The following is an 18458-nucleotide window of genomic DNA, read 5'->3' on the forward strand; positions in this document are numbered from 1 at the left end:
GGCTGGTCGGCGCCCTCGGCCCGGGCGGCGCCGTCGTCCAGCCCGGCCCGGACGGCGGCCGCGGCCAGCGCGTCGAGCGCGGCCTGCAGCGCGGGGCCGGCGGTGCTCACGTCGCCTCCGGGGGACGGAGCCGTCCGGCCTCGAGGCTGCCCGGGTCCGGGACGCCGAGGTCGAGCGCGCCGCCGGACGACGCGCTGCCGAACTTCTCGGCGAGGAACCGGCCGTGCGCCACCAGCGCGGCGGCGTCCTCGCGGTTCACGGCGTCGAGCACCTGGTCCATGGTGCGCGCGAGCAGGTCGAGCTGGTCGATCAGCACCATCAGCGAGGTGCGCCCGGAGTCGACCGGGCGGCTGTTGGCCCAGTCGCGCGGCAGCCGCAGGTACCCGCCCACGGCCTCGGGCAGGTAGTCGGTGGCGGTCGCCATCACCGAGTAGGCCTGGGGCGAGCCGGCGCCGAGCCGGTCGAGGCGCGGCACCGTGTCGCGCACCGTGCGCGTCACCCGGCCCACCCGCGAGGCGACCGCGGCCGGCACGGCGCCGCCGCTCACGAGCGCCTCGACCCGGTCGACGGCGGCGAGCAGGTCGTCGGCCGTCGGCACGCGCGGCAGCTCGAGGCGCGGGACGTCGTCCGGCGCGCGTCGTCGTCCGGCCATGCGGGCGAGCAGGTCCCCCAGCCCGGGCATCAGCGAGCCGCCATCAGCAGGTCGCCATCAGCTCGAGGTGCCGCCCAGGTCGAGCGAGCCGCTCGCCAGGCGGTCGTCCTGCTGCTGCACGCGGTCGAGGTACGCCTTGGACTTGCCGACCTCGGTCTCGAGGGTGCCGATGGTGGCGGCCATGTTGTCGAGCGCGGTGACCTTGAAGGAGTCGATCGCGTCCATGGTCGCGTAGATGTTGGCGAACGCGGCCTGCAGCTGGGGCAGGCCGATGGTGGCCGAGGCCGCCTGCTCCTGGATCCGCACGGAGTTGTCCTTGAGCATCTGCGAGGTGCGCTCGATCATCGTCGACGTGGTGCTGTTGAGCGCCGTGATCTGGTCGAGCACCAGCTTCTGGTTGCTCAGCGCCTGGGCCACGATCACCGCGGTGCGCAGCGCCGACACCGTCGTCGTCGAGGCGCGGTCGACGCCTTTGACCAGCTCGAGGTTGTTCTTGATGACGACGTCGATGGCCAGGTAGTTCTGGATCGACACCGCGAGCTGGGTCAGCAGGTCCTGGTGCTTCTGCCGCACGTAGAACAGCACGTCGTCGCGCAGCGAGCGCGCCCGCTCGGGGTCGGTCGCCTCGAGGTCGGCGATCTTCGCGGCGAGCTGGGCGTCGAGCCGCTCGGCCACGTAGACGTACTGGTTGAGCCGGCCCATCGCGGCCCACAGCTCGGTCTTCTCGAGGTTGAGCGCCGCGTTGTCCTTGCGCAGCTCGTCCTGGCCGTCGCGCAGCGCGTGCAGGATCGCGTCGAGGTGGCTCTGCGCGCTCTGGTACTTGCGGAAGTAGTCGGTGAGCTTGTCGCCGAACGGCAGCACGCCGAGCAGCTTGCGAGCGCCCTGGGCACCCGCCGGGTCGAGGTCCTCGACGGTGCGGCGCAGCTCGACCAGCGTCGTCCCGACCTTGGAGCCGGAGGCCAGCCCGCCCTCCTGCAGCGCGCGGACGGGCGACTTCAGCAGCCGGTTGGAGCTCTCGGCGGCCGAGCGGATGTCGACGTCGCCCATGGTGCGGACGTCGCCCGCCTTGGCCGCGAACTCGGGGGAGTGCGGCGCGGCCGACAGCAGGGAGGTGAGGAAGCCCTCGACCTTGGCGTCCAGCCCGGGCAGCGCCGCCGGGTCGACCGCGGGCGCCATCTTGGGCGCGGCGGTGGCGGCCACCGGGGCGACCGGCTCGGGCGCGGTCAGCGTCAAGGTGGCGTCCGGCGGTGCGAGCGCGGCCTGCTCCGGCACCTGGCCCTGCGCGGCACCCGGCGATGCGTCGGTCACGTGGTCCTCCCTCGCGCCCGTCGTCCACCGTGGACGACGTCCCCTCGCCCCCACAGGACGTCCGGTCAACCTACTCGGTTCCCTGCGTCCCCCCGGTCGCGATCTGACACGTTTCCCCCTGCGCCGCCGGGCAAACCGGGACGATCCGCCCGTCGCCGACGAGGAACTCGTCAGATCGCGCACGGTGCCGGTCGGTGCCGGTGGGTGCCGGCGGCTAGCGTCGGCCGCGTGGACCCCGCACCGGACGACGGCGCCGGCCTCACGCCGAAGGAGCGCGCCCTGCTCGCGGCCGAGACGCTGGGCGAGCGCGAGCTCGTCGGCTGGTGCGCCGCCCTGCTGCGCGGCGACGTCGCCCCGGACGACCCCGACGCACCGCACCTGACCTGGCTCGGCGGTGTCTCGGCCGCGCGCTACGCGGCCGACCCCGAGGTCGACCCCACCGGCCGCGCCTACTGGCCGCAGGTCTGGGCCGCGCGCACCCTGCTCTACGTCTGGGCGCCGTCGACGGTGCTCACGGGCTCGGTGGTCGGCGCGCTGGCCCACGAGGCCTGGCGGGTGCGCGAGATGGCGGCCAAGGTGGCCGCCGCCCGCGAGCTGGGCGAGGCGGGCGAGGCGCTCGAGCCGCTGGTCGACGACGAGGTGCCCCGCGTGCGCGCGGCCGCCGTGCGCGCGCTCGGCGTGGTCGGCGAGGGCGAGGCGCTCGACGCCGTCCGGGACGCGCTCGACGACCCCTACCCGGCGGTGCACCGCGCGGCCGAGCTGTCGCTGCGCCGGCTGCAGCAGCGGCTCGACCGGTGGTGAGGTCGATCCGCACGACGTCGCCCGCGTAGGGTCGGCGCGTGCGAAGCCCCCAGGTCACACCGCTCGCGGGACTGCCCGAGCGGGTCACGGTGTACGAGGTCGGCGCCCGCGACGGGCTGCAGAACGAGTCCGCGGTCGTGCCGGTCGAGGTCAAGGCCGAGCTGGTGCGGCGGCTGGTCGCGAGCGGGCTGCGGGCGGTCGAGCTGACCAGCTTCGTGCACCCGCGCTGGGTGCCCCAGCTGGCGGACGCCGAGCAGCTGCTCGACCTGCTGGGACCGTTGTCGAGCGGCGAGCTGGCCGGGGTGCGCGCCCCGGTGCTGGTGCCGAACCGGCACGGGCTCGAGCGGGCGCTCGCGCGCGACGTCCCCGAGCTCGCGGTGTTCGTCAGCGCCACGGAGTCGTTCGCGCGCAAGAACCTCAACGCCTCGCGCGACGAGGCGCTCGCGATGTCCGCCGAGGTCGTGACCGGTGCGCTGGACGCCGGCCGTCAGGTGCGCGGCTACGTGTCGATGTGCTTCGGCGACCCCTGGGAGGGCGACGTCGACCCGGCCGCGGTCGTCGACGTCGTTGGTGCGCTGGTCGAGCAGGGCTGCCACGAGATCTCGTTGGGCGACACCATCGGCGTGGCCACCCCGGGCCAGGTCGTCGACCTGCTGCAGCGCCTGGACGACGCGGGCGTCGCGCGCGAGCGGCTGGCCGTGCACTTCCACGACACGTACGGCCAGGCGCTGTCGAACACCCTGGTCGCCCTGCAGCAGGGCATCACGACCGTCGACGCGTCGGCGGGCGGCCTCGGCGGTTGCCCGTTCGCGATGTCCGCCACCGGCAACCTCGCCACCGAGGACCTCGTCTGGCAGCTGCACGGCCTGGGTGTCGCGACCGGGGTCGACCTCGAGCAGCTCGTGGCCACCAGCGTCTGGCTGGCCGGGGTCATGGGGCGCGAGAGCCCGTCGAACGCCGTCCGCGCGCTGGCCTGACCCGCGGGGTCAGTCCTTCGCGCGCGGCTCGAGCGGCGGTTCGAGCGGGAGCGGCTGCGGCCGCTTGGGCTGCACGACGTCCCCGGACGACTCGCGCCGCAGCCGGCGGCCCACCCACGGCGCCACGTGCTGGCGCAGCCAGAGCGCGTCCTCGCGCAGGGCGGCCGAGCGCACGCGCGCCGGCGCCGGGGGCAGCGGCACCGCCCAGCTGCCGTCGCCCGTCAGGCCGAGCACCTCGGCCGCGTACAGCGCGACCCGGTCGTGCCCCGCGCTGGTGAGGTGGATCCGGTCGGGGGCCCACATCCGCCTGTCCTGCAACGCTTTCATGCCCCACAGGTCGAGCACGTAGGCGCCCTGACGGCGGGCGATCGACCAGATCGCGGCCGCGAACACCGCCGCCTTGCCGCGGGTCAGGTTGATCAGCGGCGACTGCACCGGGTCGACCGGCGTCGCCAGCAGGACGTCGGCCCCGCTCTCGCGCAGGTCGGCGACCGCGAGCTCGAGCCGGGCGGTCAGGACGTCGGGGTCGGCCCCGGGGCGCAGGACGTCGTTGCCGCCGCCCACCAGGCTCACCAGGTCGGCGCCCAGCCCGATCGCCTGCGGCACCTGCTCGCCGGCGATCTGCCCCAGCAGCCGCCCGCGCACCGCGAGGTTGGCGTACCCGAAGGGCTCGGACGCCCGCGCCGCCGCCAGCCGCTGCGCCAGCCGGTCGGCCCAGCCGCGGTAGGTGCCGTCGTCCGCGAGGTCCTCGAGGCCCTCGGTGAACGAGTCGCCGACGGCGACGTACCGCGACCAGCGCGGGGTCTGCTCAGCCATGGCGCCCATGCTGCCCGCTCCCCGACGGCGCGGCGCGCCGGGGGTGGGACGATGGGGTCATGACCGAGCCGTCCGCCCGGGGCTCGTGGCAGCGCTGGCTGCGGGCCGAGGAGCCGACCGGCCCGATGCCCATCGTCGAGCGGCTGCGCGGCACGCCCTTCCGCGAGCCGTCGCGCATGGAGGCGCCGCAGGACCGCCAGGCCCGCGAGGCCGTGGAGTTCGGCCTGCGGCTGGGCGAGCTGCTGTTCCGCAGCGGCGCCGGCACCCGCGACGTCGAGGCCAGCCTGATCGCCGTGACGACCGCGCTCGGGCTGACCCACGTCGAGGTCGACATCACCGTGCAGTCGATGCTGCTGCAGCACGCCCCTCCCGACCGCGCGCCGCTCACGCTGGTCCGGGTGGCGCGCGCGCAGAGCCGCGACCACGCGCGGCTCGCGGCGGCCCACCGGCTGGTCGAGGACCTCGTCGAGGGCCGGTGCCCGCGGCAGGAGGCCGCGCAACGGCTGCGCGAGATCGAGACCTCGCCCAAGCCGTGGCCGCGCTGGGTCGTCTCGCTCGCCTACGGCGTCCTGGCCGCGGCGGTCTGCGTGCTGGTGGGCGGCAGCCCCCGGGCGACCGGGCTGGCCTTCGTCGCGAGCGTGGCGGTCGACCGGCTCGGCCGGGTGCTGGCCCGCCGCGGGCTGCAGCCCTTCTTCGTCACCTTCGCCGGCGCCACCATCGCGAGCGTGGTGTCGGTGCTCGCCGTCGAGTGGTCGTTGATCGACGCGCCGGACGCCGGGGCCGTGATCTCGGGCGGCATCGTCGTCCTGCTGCCCGGGCGGATGCTGGTGCAGGCCGTCGAGGACGCGATCAGCGGGTTCGCGGTGACGGCGTCCGGCCGCGTGCTGGAGGTGCTGCTCACGGCGGCCGCCATCATCAGCGGGGTCGCGATCGGGCTGGGCCTGGCCCGCCGCCTCGACCTCGTGCTGGACGTCGACGCCGGGGTCACGACCGCCGGTGACGTCGGGCGAGGGCTGGCGGCCGCGGCCGTCGCGTCCCTCGCCACGGCGGTCGCCTACCGCAGCCGGCGGCGCTACGTGCTGCCCGCCGTCGCCGTCGGGGTGCTGGGCTACCTGGTGTTCGGGCTGCTGCGCGCCACCGAGATCGCCGGCGCCACCGCGGCCACGGCGGCCGCCGCCGCGGTGATCGGCGTCGTCGCGCGCGCCGTCGCCGGGCGGGTGCACGCCCCGGCCCTGGTGCTGTCGGTGCCGGCGCTCTCGTCGCTGCTGCCCGGTCTGGCGATCTTCCGGGCGATGAGCGTCCTGGCCGAGGACGCGCAGCGGGGGATCGGGCCGCTGTTCATCGCGGTCACGACGGCGCTGGCGCTGGGTGCCGGCGTCGCGCTCGGGGACTTCGTGGCGGCCCCGGCCGACCGCCGCTGGCAGCGGCTGCGCCGCCAGCGCTCGCGTCAGGCGCCGAGCACCAGCAGGTCCTGAGCGCTGGGCTCTCCGGCCGCGGCGGCGAACGCCTCGAAGCCGGCCAGCACCACCTGGTGCTGCGCCCGCGGCAGGCGCGACAGGATCTCGGTGATCTCGGCCGTGCGGCGCCGCATGACCTCGGCCACCAGCTCGGCGCCCTCGTCGGTGAGCTCGACGAGCACCTCGCGCCGGCTGAGCGGGTTGTCGACCCGGCGCACCCACCCGCCACGCACCAGGCGGTCGGCTGTGCGGGTCAGGGTCGAGGGGTGCACGCCGGTGCGCTCGGCCAGGGCGCCGGTGCGCAGCCGGCCGGACGCCGCGAGCAGCACCAGCACCCGGAACTGCGGCAGCGAGACCTGGTCGAGCGTCGAGGCCATGGAGCGCGCCATGACGCCCATGAGGGCGCGCGAGGCCACCACCGAGGCCTGGACGGTGGCGGAAGTGGGACGAGCCATGCGACGACGGTAGCAACACGGCTGCAGGCGGCCAATCGTTACCGCAACATTCCCGGACCGGGAATGCTTCGGCTCACGAACTTCCCGTCGCGCCTGCCGCCTCCGCCACCGCGCGCCGCAGCCAGAACGGCACGTCCTCGCGGTGGTAGACCTGCTCGTCGGGCTCGATCTGGTCGAGGAAGGTCCGGTAGATCAGCGCCTGCCGCAGCGTCGCCAGCGGCCGCACCAGCTCACCAGCACGCGCGACGTCGGCGTCCGGCGCCCGGCGCGCCCAGGCAGCCGTCCAGGTCTGCCGCACCAGCGGCCGGACGTCGTCCGGCACCCGCTCGAGGAACGCGGGCTGGTCGAGCAGCGGGTTGCCCACGCCGCTGTCGCCCCAGTCGAGCAGGAGCAGTCCGCCGGGGCCGTGCCGCCAGTTGCCGGGGTGCAGGTCGCCGTGCACCAGGGTGTCCGGCAGGCCGCAGGCGTCGAGCTCGGCCACCAGGTCCGGCAGCCCCGCGACGAGCCGGTCGAGCGGGTCGAGCTCGTCGTCGTCCAGCCGCTCGCGCACGTCGGCCCGGGCGACCATCGCGGCCAGCGCCGCCGCCAGCTGCGGCCCGCGCCAGTCCGGCAGCCCGAGCGCCAGGAGGTCGTCGACCCGGCCGACCTGCTCGTCCTGCAGCTCGACCACCGTCTCGACCATGGCGAGCAGCCGGTCGGTCGGCGCCGCCCACTGGTCCTCGCCCGGGACGTCGGCGAGCAGCACGGTGCCCGTGGCGTCGTCGGCCGCGAGCAGGGGCGGCACGAGGTGCGGGTGCCGGTCGGCGACCCGCGCGACCATCGCACCCTCGTGCCGGAAGAACGGCGGCACGCTCTTGCACCAGACCGGCCCGTCGGCCGTGGGCAGCCGCAGGATCGACGACAGGTTCCAGGTCTTGACCTGCTCGACCGGCCGGGTGCGAGGCCGTCCCTGCGCCGCCAGCACCTCGTCTGCCCAGGCCACGAGCGCCTGCGGGCCGCCGGGGCGCGCGTAGGGCAGCCGCAGCGGGTGGTCGGCCAGCACGGCGGCGAGCGCGTCGTCGTCCAGCAGGCCGGACGTCGGGCCCAGCCCGTCGGGGGCCGGTCCGGTCAGCTGCGCGAGGTAGACGACGTGGCCGCCCACCGACCCGGCGTCGGGGTCGTCGTCGGCCGTGCTGAGCGACGAGAGCAGCCGCAGCACGACGAGCTCGGCGCCGGCGTCGCGCGCCGCCGCGACCACCGGCTCGACGTCGGGCCACCAGCGCGACTCGACGTCGAGCGGTCCGAGCACGCCGACGGGCTCGGCGTCGTCGTCCAGCACCAGCAGGCGCACCGAGCGGGGCACGTCAGGCCAGCGACCAGTCGACCGGCGCGGCGCCCTGCTCGGCCAGCATCGCGTTGACCCGGCTGAACGGCCGCGAGCCGAAGAACCCGCGGTCGGCCGACATCGGGCTGGGGTGCGCGCTCTCGACGCGCGGCGTGCTCCCGAGCAGCGGGCGCAGCGTCTGCGCGTCGCGTCCCCACAGCACCGCCACCAGCGGGCCACCGCGCTCCACGAGCGCCCGGATGGCCTGGTCGGTGACCGCCTCCCAGCCCCGGCCGCGGTGGCTGGCCGAGGCGCCCGGCGCCACGGTGAGCACCCGGTTGAGCAGCAGCACGCCCTGGTCGCACCACGGCGACAGGTCGCCGTCGCGCGGCGGGGCCACGCCGACGTCCTGCACCAGCTCGCGGAAGACGTTCTGCAGGCTGCGCGGCAGCGGCCGCACGCCGGGCGCGACCGAGAAGGACAGGCCGACGGGGTGACCGGGCGTGGGGTACGGGTCCTGGCCGACGACGAGCACCCGGACGTCGGCGAACGGCCGCTCGAAGGCCCGCAGCACGTGCTGGCCGGCGGGCAGGTACTCGCGGCCCGCCGCGACCTCGGCCCGCAGGAACTCACCCATCTCGCGCAGCTGCGGCTCGACCGGTGCGAGGGCCCGCGCCCACCCGGGGTCGACGAGCTCGGCGAGCGGGCGCTGGGTCACGACGCCGACCCTAGCCGTGGCCGCGGAGGGTCCGCTCGTGCCATCGTGCCGCGCATGCCCGCCCCCACCGGACCCGATCCCGCGCTGCTGCGCGCGGTCGCCCGCCGGCGTCGAGCGCTCGTGCGCCACGCCGAGCCCTGGGCACGGCTGCTGCACGTCGAGCCGCGGGTCGCCAGCCGCGGGGCGCGGGCGCTGCTGCGGGCCACGAGCAACCCGGCGCAGGGCCGCTGGCTCGCGCACCTCGCGCACGCGGCGGCGCAGCGGGCGGGCGGTGGCCCGGTGCGGGTCGTCGAGCTCGGGACGTCCGCCGGCGTCTCGGCGATGTACCTGCTGGCGGGCATGAGCGCGGCCGGCGGCGGTCACCTGACCACGTTCGAGGGCGACGAGCAGGTCGCGGCGCTCGCGCAGCACCAGCTGGACGCCTTCGTGGCCGAGCACGACCTGCGGACGGTCGTGGTCGACGTCCGGGTCGGGCGGTTCTCGCACACGGTCGGGCCGTTCCTCGACCGGCTGGTCGAGCCGCTCGACCTGGTCTTCGTCGACGGCCACCACCAGGAGGGCCCGACGCTGGAGTACCACCGCCAGCTGCGCGCCCGGACGGCGCCGCGGGCGGTCGTCGTGCACGACGACATCGCCTGGAGCCCCGGCATGGCGCGGGCGTGGGCGGCGATCCGCGCGCAGGAGCAGGTGCGGGTCACCGAGCTGCGCCAGGGCGGCCGGCCCTCGCGCGGGGTGCTCTGGCTGGGCGAGCCCGCCGCGCCCGACGACCCGCCGCAGACGCACGACCTGGACGCCGCTCCCGGCCGGCTGCTGCGGCGCGCAGCCCGCGCCATGATCCACAAGCAGTGATCAACTGATCACGAAAAGTGAGCGAAACCCTTGTGATCTTCGCGCGGGCGACCGTACCGTCGTGAGGTCACCGACGTGACGACCGTCCCCGCAGCGCCGAGCTCCACCCGGCGGGTGACGGGCCGCAGACCCTGATGCGGGTGGAGGCGGGGGACCCAGGTACGACGTCCGCCCGCGGACTGGGGGTGAAGCCGTGCCGCTCCGCGAGGAGCCGGTCCGGCCGGGTGCTCACGAACCCGAACCCGACAGCTCACCTCGAAGGCGCTGCGCGTGAGAGGCCGTCCCCGCATGTCCACGTACTCCGGGCGTCACCGCATCCCGACCTCCCCCCGCCGCCCGGCCCGCGTGGTCGCCGGCATCACCACCGCCGGTGCGGTCGTCGCGGCTCCCGTGGCGCTCGCCGGCCCCGCGAGCGCCGCCACCGGCCGCACCTGGGACCGCCTCGCGCAGTGCGAGAGCGGCGGCAACTGGTCCATCAACACCGGCAACGGCTACTACGGCGGGCTGCAGTTCAGCCCCAGCACGTGGCGCGCGTTCGGCGGCGGCCAGTACGCCTCGTCGGCGCACCGGGCCACCCGTTCCGAGCAGATCCGGGTCGCCGAGAAGGTGCTCGACGCGCAGGGCTGGGGCGCCTGGCCCGCGTGCTCGCGCAAGCTCGGCCTGACCCGCGCGGACGCCGCGGGCGACCCGGGCGTCAGCCGCTCGAAGGCCCGCAAGGCCGTGGTGAAGAAGAAGGCCGCCCACAAGGCCGCCCACCACAGCAGCACCCGGCACGCCTCGCACCACTCGCCCGGCTACTGGACCGCCAAGCGGGCCAAGAAGGCCGCGTCGAACCGCCGCGCCGGCATCTACGTCGTCCGCTCGGGCGACTCGCTGAGCACGATCGCGACCCGCACCGGTGTGCACGGCGGCTGGCACGCGCTGTACCGCAAGAACCAGCGCTCGATCGGGCACGACCCGAACCGGCTGCACGTCGGCCAGCGGCTGCTGCTCCCCCGCTGACGCGAGCCAGCACCGAGCACCACGCACCACCTCGAAGGGCCCCGGCGCCGCGTGCCGGGGCCTTTCGCCGTCCCGGCGGGCGCGGGACGACGTCTCGCGGCTAGGATTACTTCGGCTAACGATGTAACTGATCCGGAGGACCCGTGCCCACCAGCACCCGCACGCCCCGCTACGACACCGCCCACCCGCGCTACAAGTGGGTGGTCCTGTCGAACACCACGCTCGGCGTGCTGCTCGCGACGGTCAACGCCTCGATCGTGCTCATCTCGCTGCCCGCGATCTTCCGCGGCATCGCCCTCGACCCGCTCGAGCCGGCCAACGTGAGCTACCTGCTGTGGATGCTCATGGGCTACCTGCTCGTCACGGCGGTGCTGGTGGTCTCGCTCGGCCGGCTGGGCGACCAGCACGGCCGGGTCAGGACGTACAACGCGGGCTTCGCGGTGTTCGCGCTGTCGTCGGTGGCGCTCGCGCTCGTGCCGTTCAGCGGTGGGGCTGGTGCGCTGTGGCTGATCGGCTTCCGCGTCGTCCAGGGCGTGGGCGGCGCGATGCTCATGGCCAACTCGACCGCGATCCTCACCGACGCCTTCCCGGCCCACCAGCGCGGCATGGCGCTGGGCATCAACCAGGTGGCGGCGCTCGCCGGCTCGTTCGTCGGGCTGGTGCTCGGCGGCCTGCTCGCCGAGTGGCACTGGCGCTCGGTGTTCTGGGTGTCGGTGCCGATCGGCCTGGTCGGCACGGTGTGGGCCTACCGATCGCTGCACGAGCTGGGCGAGCGTGGCGGCGGCCGGGTCGACTGGGTCGGCAACCTGACCTTCGGCGCCGGCCTGACCTCGCTGCTCGCCGCGATCACCTACGGCATCCAGCCGTACGGCGACCACGACACCGGCTGGGCGAACCCCTGGGTCGTCGCGGGGCTGGTCGCGGGCGTCGTCCTGCTCGTCGTGTTCTGGCTGGTCGAGCGCCGGGTCGAGCACCCGATGTTCCACCTCGAGCTGTTCCGCGACCGCACCTTCGCGCTCGGCAACGCGGCCACCCTGCTCGCGTCGGTGGCCCGCGGCGGGCTGCAGTTCATGCTCATCATCTGGTTGCAGGGCGTGTGGCTGCCCCTGCACGGCTACGACTACGAGCAGACGCCGCTGTGGGCCGGCATCTACCTGGTGCCGCTCACCATCGGGTTCCTCGCCGCCGGTCCTGTGTCGGGCCACCTGTCCGACCGGTACGGCTCGCGGCTGTTCGCCGCGGTCGGGCTCGGCGTCGCGACGCTCTCGTTCGTCGGGCTGCTCCTGCTGCCGGTGAACTTCTCCTACGGCTGGTTCGCCGCGCTCATCGCGCTGAACGGCGTCGGCTCCGGCCTGTTCGCCGCCCCCAACACGAGCGCGATCATGGGCGCCGTCGAGCCGGGCGACCGGGGCTCGGCGTCCGGCATGCGCGCGACCTTCATGAACGCCGGGATGCTGCTCTCGATCGGCATCTTCTTCTCGCTGATGATCGCGGGCCTCGCGCAGCGGCTGCCCGGCACGCTCGACCGCAGCCTGGTGGCGCAGGGCGTGCCCGCGGCCACGGCCCAGCAGGTCGCGGACCTGCCGCCGGTCGGCAGCCTGTTCGCCGCGTTCCTCGGCTACAACCCGGTGCGGCAGATGCTCGGGCCCGACGTCCTGGCGCACCTGCCGGCCGACCACGCCCGCACGCTGGTGGGGACGACGTACTTCCCCGACCTGATCAGCGGTCCGCTGCACCACGGGCTGGTCGTGGTGTTCCTCGCCGCGGCGGCCATGTGCCTGGTCGGCGCGCTGGTCTCGCTCGTGCGGCCCACCCCGCGCGCCGCGCGGCCCGAGCCGACCCCCGTCACGGAGCCCGCCGTCACCGGCTGAGCTGCCGCCGAGCCACCGTCGAGCCACCTCGGAGGGCGCCCCGCGGTCCCACCTACACTGCTCGGTCGTGCACCGATACGACGCGGACGTCGAAGCGCTGGCCCAGGCGGTCCTGGAGTACACCCGGCGGCGCTCGCGGATGGACCCGGTCCCGCTGGACGGCCCCCGCACCCCCGCCGAGCTGGACGAGGTGGCCGGCGCCACGATCACCGAGGCCGGTCTCGGCGGCGAGGCGGCGCTCGAGCTGTTCACCCGCGAGCTCGCGCCGGCCTGCATCTCGACCGACCACCCGCGCTACCTCTCGTTCATCCCGTGCGCGCCCACCGAGGCCAGCACGCTGTTCGACCTGGTCGTCGGGGCGTCGTCGATCTACGGCGGCTCGTGGCTGGAGGGCTCGGGCGCGGTGCACGCCGAGAACGCCGCCCTGCGCTGGATCAGCGACCTCGTCGGCCTGCCCGAGGGCGCGGGCGGCGTCTTCGTGCCCGGCGGCACCATCGGCAACCTGTCCGCGCTCGTGGCGGCCCGGCACGCGGCCCGGATGGGCCGCGAGGGCGAGCCGCCGGCGCGCTGGAAGGTGGCCGGCACGACCCAGGCGCACTCCTCGATCAAGAGCGCGTGCGACGTCATGGACGTCGACTTCGTGGGCGTGCCGGTCGACGACGCCGGGCGGCTGACGGGCGAGAACCTGCGCCGCACCCTCGAGGCGGTCGGCGCGGACGGCCTGTTCGCCGTCGTCGCCACGGCGGGCACCACCAACTTCGGCATCGTCGACGACCTCGCCTCGGTCGCCGACGTGTGCGAGGAGCTCGGCGTGTGGTTCCACGTCGACGGCGCGTACGGCGGGGCCGGCCTGGCCGCGCCGAGCATCCGCGACCGCTACGCCGGCGTCGAGCGCTGCGACTCGTTCATCGTCGACCCGCACAAGTGGCTGTTCGCGCCGTTCGACTGCTGCGCGCTGATCTACCGCGACCCGCAGCAGGGCCGCGCGGCCCACACCCAGAAGGCCGGCTACCTCGACGTCCTGACCGAGGCGGCCGAGTTCAACCCGAGCGACTACTCGGTGGGCCTGACCCGCCGGGCCCGCGGGCTGCCGTTCTGGTTCAGCCTCGCGACGCACGGCACGGCGGCCTACAGCGCTGCGGTCGAACGCACGCTGGAGGTGACGCGGTACGCCGCCGCCGAGATCGAGCGGCGCGACTACCTCGAGCTGCTGCGCGAGCCCGACACCTCGGTGGTGGTCTTCCGCCGGGTCGGGTGGACGCCGCAGCAGTACCAGCGGTGGTCCGACCGGCTGCTGCTCGCGAACTTCGCGTTCGTCGTCCCGACCTCGCACGAGGGCGAGACCGTGACGCGGTTCGCGGTGGTCAACCCCAACACGAGCGAGGGTGACATCTCGAACATCCTCGACACCATGGCGTGAAGGTGGGTGAGCGAATGACATCGGTGTGGTTCACCGTCTACTGTGGGGGTCATGGACGCCGCCACGACCGACCGCACCAGTGCGCAGAGCCCGGCGTCCGGGCTGTCCGAGCGCGACCGCGAGATCCTCAGCTTCGAGCGCCAGTGGTGGAAGTACGCGGGGGCCAAGGAGCAGGCCATCCGCGAGCTGTTCGACATGTCGGCCACGCGGTACTACCAGGTGCTCAACGCCCTGATCGACCGGCAGGACGCGCTCGAGTTCGACCCGATGCTGGTCAAGCGTCTGCGGCGCATGCGGGCCTCGCGCCAGCGCGCCCGTTCCGCGCGCCGGCTCGGCCTCAAGGTCTGACGCCGCCCGCGGCCCGGCCCGCACCGAGCGCATGAGCCACCTGACCCGCGAGCGCCGCGGCGCCCATCGTCCGAGCGGCCTCGGCGTCGCCGGTGCCGTCCCCTGGTTGGTCGCCGCCGTCGCCATCGTCGCGATCGTGGCGTGGGCCACCGGCTGGTGGGGCGGGGGGAGCGACCAGCCCACCGGGTCGAACACCGTCACCGCGGGGCCGTCGTCCAGCGGGACGTCGTCGTCCACGCGCACGACCAAGCCGTCGTCGTCCAGCACCGCGACCTCGACGCCGACCGCCACCGCCGACCGCACGCAGAGCGTGGCCGTGCTCAACAGCACCGGCCGCTCGGGGCTGGCGGCCGGAGCGGCCGACACGCTGCGCGGCAAGGGCTGGACGATCCGGGCCACCGGCAACGCCGCCGGCGACGGCGTGACGACGGTCTACTACGGCAGCAGCTCGCTGAAGGCGACCGCGCAGGCGGTGGCCGACGACCTGGGCGCTCCGGCCGAGCTGACCCGGTCGACGCTGTACGGCGGCAGCCGGGTCACGGTCGTGCTGGGGACCGACTACCCGGGCTGACCGGCCCGTCGCCCGCGGCCGGGTCGTCGGCGTGCAGGTAGCCGCCGTCGACGAAGCCGGCGCGGCGCTCGAAGACGTTGTTCATCGACGGGTTGCCGACCGTGGCGAGCGACCACAGGCTGGCTGCGCCGTAGGCCGCCGGGAAGCCGAGCAGGCCCAGCCAGCAGGCCCACTGGCCCGTGTGCCGGGCCTCGTGCACGAGCAGCCGCGGACGGCGGGCCAGCGCCGCGTCGTCCAGCCGCAGCAGGACGACGTCGCCGATCGTCACCGCGGGCGCGCGCGGGGCGGGGAAGCGGGCCGCGTAGCCCGTGGCCACCCAGGTGCCGCGCGCCCCGGGGCGCAGCGTGGCGTGCCCGAGCCGGGCCAGCACCAGGCCGGCGGGCGTGGCGAGGAACAGCACGTTGACGACCCGGCGCACCCAGTCCCGCGGACGCAGCCGCTGCGGCTCGTTCACGAGCCCGATGATGGCATTTGCACTCGCGGGGGTCGAGTGCTAATCATTGACCTGGCACTCGCAGCACGTGAGTGCTACCAGACGTCGACCGAACGGTGAGGTCGTCGGCCGTCGCGTGACCAGAGCGCGGCGCCGGCCTCCGTCCGTCGCGGGCACCGCCGGTCACCACCACCCGATCACGGGAGGAACCCGACAGCATGGCCAAGATCATCGCCTTCGACGAGGAGGCCCGCCGCGGGCTCGAGCGGGGCATGAACGCCCTCGCCGACGCCGTCCGGGTCACGCTCGGCCCGAAGGGTCGCAACGTCGTCCTGGAGAAGAAGTGGGGCGCCCCCACGATCACCAACGACGGTGTCAGCATCGCCAAGGAGATCGAGCTCGACGACCCCTACGAGAAGATCGGCGCCGAGCTGGTCAAGGAGGTCGCCAAGAAGACGGACGACGTCGCCGGCGACGGCACGACGACCGCCACCGTGCTGGCCCAGGCGATGGTCCGCGAGGGCCTGCGCAACGTGGCCGCCGGCGCCAACCCGATGGCCCTCAAGCGCGGCATCGAGCAGGCCGTCGAGGCCGTGTCCGACCAGCTGCTGGCCTCGGCCCGCGAGGTCGAGACCAAGGAGCAGATCGCCGCGACCGCCGGCATCTCCGCCGGCGACCCGTCGATCGGCGAGCTCATCGCCGAGGCGATGGACAAGGTCGGCAAGGAAGGCGTCATCACCGTCGAGGAGTCGAACACCTTCGGGCTCGAGCTCGAGCTCACCGAGGGCATGCGCTTCGACAAGGGCTACATCTCGGCGTACTTCGTCACCGACACCGAGCGCATGGAGACCGAGCTCGAGGACCCCTACATCCTCGTCGCGAACTCCAAGATCTCGACCGTCAAGGACCTGCTCCCGCTGCTCGAGAAGGTCATGCAGTCGGGCAAGCCGCTGGTCATCATCGCCGAGGACGTCGACGGCGAGGCGCTCTCGACGCTGATCGTCAACAAGATCCGCGGCACGTTCAAGTCGGTCGCCGTCAAGGCCCCCGGCTTCGGCGACCGCCGCAAGGCGATGCTCGGCGACATCTCGATCCTCACCGGTGGTCAGGTCATCAGCGAGGAGGTCGGCCTCAAGCTCGAGAACACCGGCCTCGACATGCTGGGCCGCGCCCGCAAGGTGGTCATCACCAAGGACGAGACCACGATCGTCGAGGGTGCGGGTGACGCCGAGGCGATCGCCGGCCGGGTCAACCAGATCCGCGCCGAGATCGAGAAGTCGGACTCCGACTACGACCGCGAGAAGCTGCAGGAGCGGCTCGCCAAGCTGGCCGGCGGCGTGGCCGTCATCAAGGCCGGCGCGGCGACCGAGGTCGAGCTCAAGGAGCGCAAGCACCGCATCGAGGACGCGGTGCGCAACGCGAAGGCCGCGGTCGAGGAGGGCATCGTCGCCGGCGGTGGCGTGGCCCTCATCCAGGCCGGCAAGACCGCGTTCGACAAGCTGGAGCTCTCGGGTGACGAGGCCACCGGCGCGAACATCGTGCGCGTCGCGGTCGAGGCCCCGCTGAAGCAGATCGCGATCAACGCCGGTCTCGAGGGCGGGGTCGTGGCCGAGAAGGTCCGCGGCCTGGAGTCGGGCCACGGCCTGAACGCCGCCACCGGTGACTACGTCGACATGCTGCAGGCCGGCATCAACGACCCGGTCAAGGTGACCCGCTCGGCGCTGCAGAACGCCGCGTCGATCGCCGCGCTGTTCCTCACCACCGAGGCCGTCATCGCCGACAAGCCGGAGAAGGCCGCCCCGGCCATGCCCGGTGGCGACGGCGGCATGGGCGGCATGGACTTCTGAGTCCCGCTGCTCGACCCAGCTCGACCCAGCTCGACCAGCTCGACCCAGATCGACCCGGAGGGCGGTACCCGCGAGGGTGCCGCCCTCCGGCGTTCCCGTCGTCGGAGGCGCTCACCGGGTGTCCACATGCTGGACAGGTGGTGAGATCGCGTCCACAGGCAGGGTGCGCGGCTGGTCCACAGGGTGTGGACGACGTCGGTGGGCACCACGTCGTCACACCAGACCCACCGCCCCCAGCGCCGGGGCGGGCCGTCCACACGTGGTCCACAGGCGGTCCACAGGGCCGAGCTGGCCGGCTGGAGAACCTGCGACGGCAATCTCGCGAAAACCCTTGCGCGGCACCGAGATCGAAGGATAGAAATCTCCCACACCGCAGCACCGAGCGGAGGCCGGAAGGCCGGGGCGACCCGGGCGGACGGCAGCCGAGACGGACTGAGGTGGCTGGTCAGGAGACCGAGGCTCCACCCCCGAGCGGCTTGCCGAGCGGGCGGCGTCGATGACGAGACGTCGGGAGCAGACGGGCCTGGTCGGGCGGAGCGATCCGTCTCGGTGTCCCGGCAGCTCAGGCTGCTGGATCGGCCGGGTCGGGCGGGCGTCATCCCGAGAGGTCACGAGGTCGGCTTGCCGGCAGCGCGACCGAGGCGCCGCGAAACAGCGAGGCCCCTCCAACTCATACTTGGAGGGGCCTCGTGCTTTTGCGGTGCATGCCTGCACCTCTTTGGTACCCGAAAACGGGGCAGGACGCGCGACGCCACGCCGTCACCAGCACGAGCGGGTGATGAACACCACGTGAGCGCTCAGCGGAAGAGCGCCGCGTTCTGCTGCTCGGCCGCGGCGTACTGCTGGCCGGCCTGGGCGAGCAGGCGCCCGACGTGGTCGAGCGCCGCGCGCACCCGCACCTGGGTGCCGCGCCACTCGGTCGCCACCGCCTGGAAGCGCCCCGACGCCTCGCCGCGCCAGGCGTCCTGCAGCGCGCCGAGCGTCGCGGTCATGGCCGCCACCTGGGTGTCGATCTCGGCGCTGATCCGCGCCACGTCGCCGGCGGCCGCGCCGATCCGCTCGGTGTCGACCTGGAACTGGCTGCTCATCGTGAAGGCCTCTCGTCGTCCGGTCTGCTGGGGTCACGACGCTAGGCGAACCGGCGCCGGCGCCGCGGCCGTCGTCCACAGGCCCCGCGGCCTAGGCTCGGGGTGTGGCGCTGCTCATCGACCCGCCGGCCTGGCCGGCGCACGGACGGCTGTGGTCGCACCTGGTCAGCGACACCTCGTTCGACGAGCTGCACGCCTTCGCCGCCGCGGCCGGCGTGCCGCCGCGGGCGTTCGAGGGCGACCACTACGACGTCCCGGCCGAGCGGCACGACGCCCTCGTGGCCGCGGGCGCGCGGCCGGTCGCCGCGCGCGACCTGCTGCGGGCGCTGCAGGGCAGCGGCCTGCGCCGACCCAAGCGCAAGGGCGAGCGGGTGCTGCGCCGCACCGAGGACGACGGGGTCGTGGTCGACCTGCTGCTCTCGCCGCTCGGTCCCCCCGAGCCGGCCGCGCAGACGCTGGGCCTGGCGCTGCGCGGTGGCCGGCTGGCGCTCGTCGACGGCGCGCTGCCCGAGGTGCCGCCCGACGCCGGCCGCGCGGTCGGC

Annotated in this window: 18 protein-coding genes and 1 pseudogene; 11 read left to right on the forward strand and 8 right to left on the reverse strand. The window is 74.5% G+C overall.

Annotated features, from left to right (window positions below):
• Positions 1-106 precede the first annotated feature (106 nt).
• Both ACYVJ4_RS17905 and ACYVJ4_RS17910 read right to left on the reverse strand, forming a co-directional pair.
• Positions 107-682: a hypothetical protein gene (locus tag ACYVJ4_RS17905; protein ID WP_460461436.1), complete on the reverse strand. Its 576-nt coding sequence runs from the start codon at positions 680-682 to the stop codon at positions 107-109.
• Positions 683-709: 27 nt separating this feature from the next.
• Entirely contained in the window at positions 710-1960 is a 1251-nt protein-coding gene (locus ACYVJ4_RS17910) for a toxic anion resistance protein (RefSeq protein ID WP_460461437.1), read from the reverse strand.
• Positions 1961-2188: 228 nt separating this feature from the next.
• Here ACYVJ4_RS17910 and ACYVJ4_RS17915 point away from each other — a divergent pair, with 228 nt between their 5' ends.
• Both ACYVJ4_RS17915 and ACYVJ4_RS17920 read left to right on the forward strand, forming a co-directional pair.
• The gene (locus ACYVJ4_RS17915; protein WP_460461438.1) at positions 2189-2761 is read left to right on the forward strand and encodes a HEAT repeat domain-containing protein; all 573 of its coding nucleotides are present in this window, start codon (positions 2189-2191) and stop codon (positions 2759-2761) included.
• 38 nt (positions 2762-2799) lie between these two features.
• On the forward strand, positions 2800-3738 hold the full coding sequence (locus tag ACYVJ4_RS17920) for a hydroxymethylglutaryl-CoA lyase (RefSeq protein ID WP_460461439.1): 939 nt from the start codon (positions 2800-2802) through the stop codon (positions 3736-3738).
• 9 nt (positions 3739-3747) lie between these two features.
• Here the strand turns inward: ACYVJ4_RS17920 and ACYVJ4_RS17925 are convergent, their stop codons facing one another.
• Positions 3748-4554 (reverse strand): SGNH/GDSL hydrolase family protein, encoded by an 807-nt coding sequence (locus tag ACYVJ4_RS17925; protein WP_460461440.1) that lies wholly within the window; start codon positions 4552-4554, stop codon positions 3748-3750.
• Positions 4555-4613: 59 nt separating this feature from the next.
• Here ACYVJ4_RS17925 and ACYVJ4_RS17930 point away from each other — a divergent pair, with 59 nt between their 5' ends.
• Complete coding sequence (locus tag ACYVJ4_RS17930) at positions 4614-6029, forward strand: threonine/serine exporter family protein (RefSeq protein WP_460461441.1); 1416 nt, start codon at positions 4614-4616, stop codon at positions 6027-6029.
• Here the strand turns inward: ACYVJ4_RS17930 and ACYVJ4_RS17935 are convergent.
• The 3 genes from ACYVJ4_RS17935 to ACYVJ4_RS17945 all read right to left on the reverse strand — a co-directional run bounded on the left by ACYVJ4_RS17935 (position 6002) and on the right by ACYVJ4_RS17945 (position 8487).
• On the reverse strand, positions 6002-6466 hold the full coding sequence (locus ACYVJ4_RS17935; protein ID WP_460461442.1) for a MarR family transcriptional regulator: 465 nt from the start codon (positions 6464-6466) through the stop codon (positions 6002-6004). The genes ACYVJ4_RS17930 and ACYVJ4_RS17935 overlap by 28 nt on opposite strands.
• A 73-nt stretch (positions 6467-6539) precedes the next feature.
• Complete coding sequence (locus tag ACYVJ4_RS17940; RefSeq protein ID WP_460461443.1) at positions 6540-7808, reverse strand: phosphotransferase; 1269 nt, start codon at positions 7806-7808, stop codon at positions 6540-6542.
• 1 nt (position 7809) lies between these two features.
• Complete coding sequence (locus tag ACYVJ4_RS17945) at positions 7810-8487, reverse strand: uracil-DNA glycosylase (protein WP_460461444.1); 678 nt, start codon at positions 8485-8487, stop codon at positions 7810-7812.
• Positions 8488-8541: 54 nt separating this feature from the next.
• Here ACYVJ4_RS17945 and ACYVJ4_RS17950 point away from each other — a divergent pair, with 54 nt between their 5' ends.
• The 6 genes from ACYVJ4_RS17950 to ACYVJ4_RS17975 all read left to right on the forward strand — a co-directional run bounded on the left by ACYVJ4_RS17950 (position 8542) and on the right by ACYVJ4_RS17975 (position 14548).
• Entirely contained in the window at positions 8542-9336 is a 795-nt protein-coding gene (locus tag ACYVJ4_RS17950) for an O-methyltransferase (protein ID WP_460461445.1), read from the forward strand.
• Positions 9337-9624: 288 nt separating this feature from the next.
• Positions 9625-10338, forward strand: coding sequence for a transglycosylase family protein (locus ACYVJ4_RS17955; RefSeq protein ID WP_460461446.1), 714 nt, complete (start codon positions 9625-9627; stop codon positions 10336-10338).
• Positions 10339-10481: 143 nt separating this feature from the next.
• Positions 10482-12209, forward strand: coding sequence for an MFS transporter (locus ACYVJ4_RS17960; RefSeq protein WP_460461447.1), 1728 nt, complete (start codon positions 10482-10484; stop codon positions 12207-12209).
• 67 nt (positions 12210-12276) lie between these two features.
• Positions 12277-13629, forward strand: a complete 1353-nt coding sequence (locus tag ACYVJ4_RS17965; RefSeq protein WP_460461448.1) for a pyridoxal phosphate-dependent decarboxylase family protein — start codon at positions 12277-12279, stop codon at positions 13627-13629.
• Between the two features lie 51 nt (positions 13630-13680).
• Complete coding sequence (locus ACYVJ4_RS17970) at positions 13681-13977, forward strand: DUF3263 domain-containing protein (RefSeq protein WP_460461449.1); 297 nt, start codon at positions 13681-13683, stop codon at positions 13975-13977.
• Between the two features lie 31 nt (positions 13978-14008).
• Entirely contained in the window at positions 14009-14548 is a 540-nt protein-coding gene (locus ACYVJ4_RS17975; protein WP_460461450.1) for a LytR C-terminal domain-containing protein, read from the forward strand.
• On the opposite strand, the gene ACYVJ4_RS17980 is transcribed toward ACYVJ4_RS17975, so the two are convergent.
• Entirely contained in the window at positions 14514-15002 is a 489-nt protein-coding gene (locus ACYVJ4_RS17980) for a hypothetical protein (protein WP_460461451.1), read from the reverse strand. The genes ACYVJ4_RS17975 and ACYVJ4_RS17980 overlap by 35 nt on opposite strands.
• 197 nt (positions 15003-15199) lie before the next feature.
• Between ACYVJ4_RS17980 and groL the strand changes: the two genes are divergently transcribed.
• On the forward strand, positions 15200-16828 hold the full coding sequence (gene groL, locus ACYVJ4_RS17985; RefSeq protein WP_460461452.1) for a chaperonin GroEL: 1629 nt from the start codon (positions 15200-15202) through the stop codon (positions 16826-16828).
• Positions 16829-17625: 797 nt separating this feature from the next.
• Here the strand turns inward: groL and ACYVJ4_RS17990 are convergent.
• Complete coding sequence (locus ACYVJ4_RS17990; RefSeq protein WP_460461453.1) at positions 17626-17916, reverse strand: WXG100 family type VII secretion target; 291 nt, start codon at positions 17914-17916, stop codon at positions 17626-17628.
• A gap of 104 nt (positions 17917-18020) precedes the next feature.
• On the opposite strand from ACYVJ4_RS17990, the pseudogene ACYVJ4_RS17995 reads away from it, so the two are divergent.
• Positions 18021-18275: pseudogene (locus ACYVJ4_RS17995) on the forward strand (DUF4031 domain-containing protein); the annotation flags it as partial.
• Positions 18276-18458 lie beyond the last annotated feature (183 nt).

The sequence above is a fragment of the Angustibacter peucedani genome, assembly GCF_054779595.1.

Bases quoted from the DNA above. Each gene is read 5' to 3' on its own strand.
- ACYVJ4_RS17905 (WP_460461436.1), bottom strand. From the start codon at position 682: ATGCCCGGGCTGGGGGACCTGCTCGCCCGCATGGCCGGACGACGACGC.
- ACYVJ4_RS17925 (WP_460461440.1), bottom strand. From the start codon at position 4,554: ATGGCTGAGCAGACCCCGCGCTGGTCGCGGTACGTCGCCGTCGGCGAC.
- ACYVJ4_RS17930 (WP_460461441.1), top strand. From the start codon at position 4,614: ATGACCGAGCCGTCCGCCCGGGGCTCGTGGCAGCGCTGGCTGCGGGCC.
- ACYVJ4_RS17935 (WP_460461442.1), bottom strand. From the start codon at position 6,466: ATGGCTCGTCCCACTTCCGCCACCGTCCAGGCCTCGGTGGTGGCCTCG.
- ACYVJ4_RS17950 (WP_460461445.1), top strand. From the start codon at position 8,542: ATGCCCGCCCCCACCGGACCCGATCCCGCGCTGCTGCGCGCGGTCGCC.
- ACYVJ4_RS17955 (WP_460461446.1), top strand. From the start codon at position 9,625: ATGTCCACGTACTCCGGGCGTCACCGCATCCCGACCTCCCCCCGCCGC.
- ACYVJ4_RS17970 (WP_460461449.1), top strand. From the start codon at position 13,681: ATGGACGCCGCCACGACCGACCGCACCAGTGCGCAGAGCCCGGCGTCC.
- ACYVJ4_RS17975 (WP_460461450.1), top strand. From the start codon at position 14,009: ATGAGCCACCTGACCCGCGAGCGCCGCGGCGCCCATCGTCCGAGCGGC.
- groL (WP_460461452.1), top strand. From the start codon at position 15,200: ATGGCCAAGATCATCGCCTTCGACGAGGAGGCCCGCCGCGGGCTCGAG.
- ACYVJ4_RS17990 (WP_460461453.1), bottom strand. From the start codon at position 17,916: ATGAGCAGCCAGTTCCAGGTCGACACCGAGCGGATCGGCGCGGCCGCC.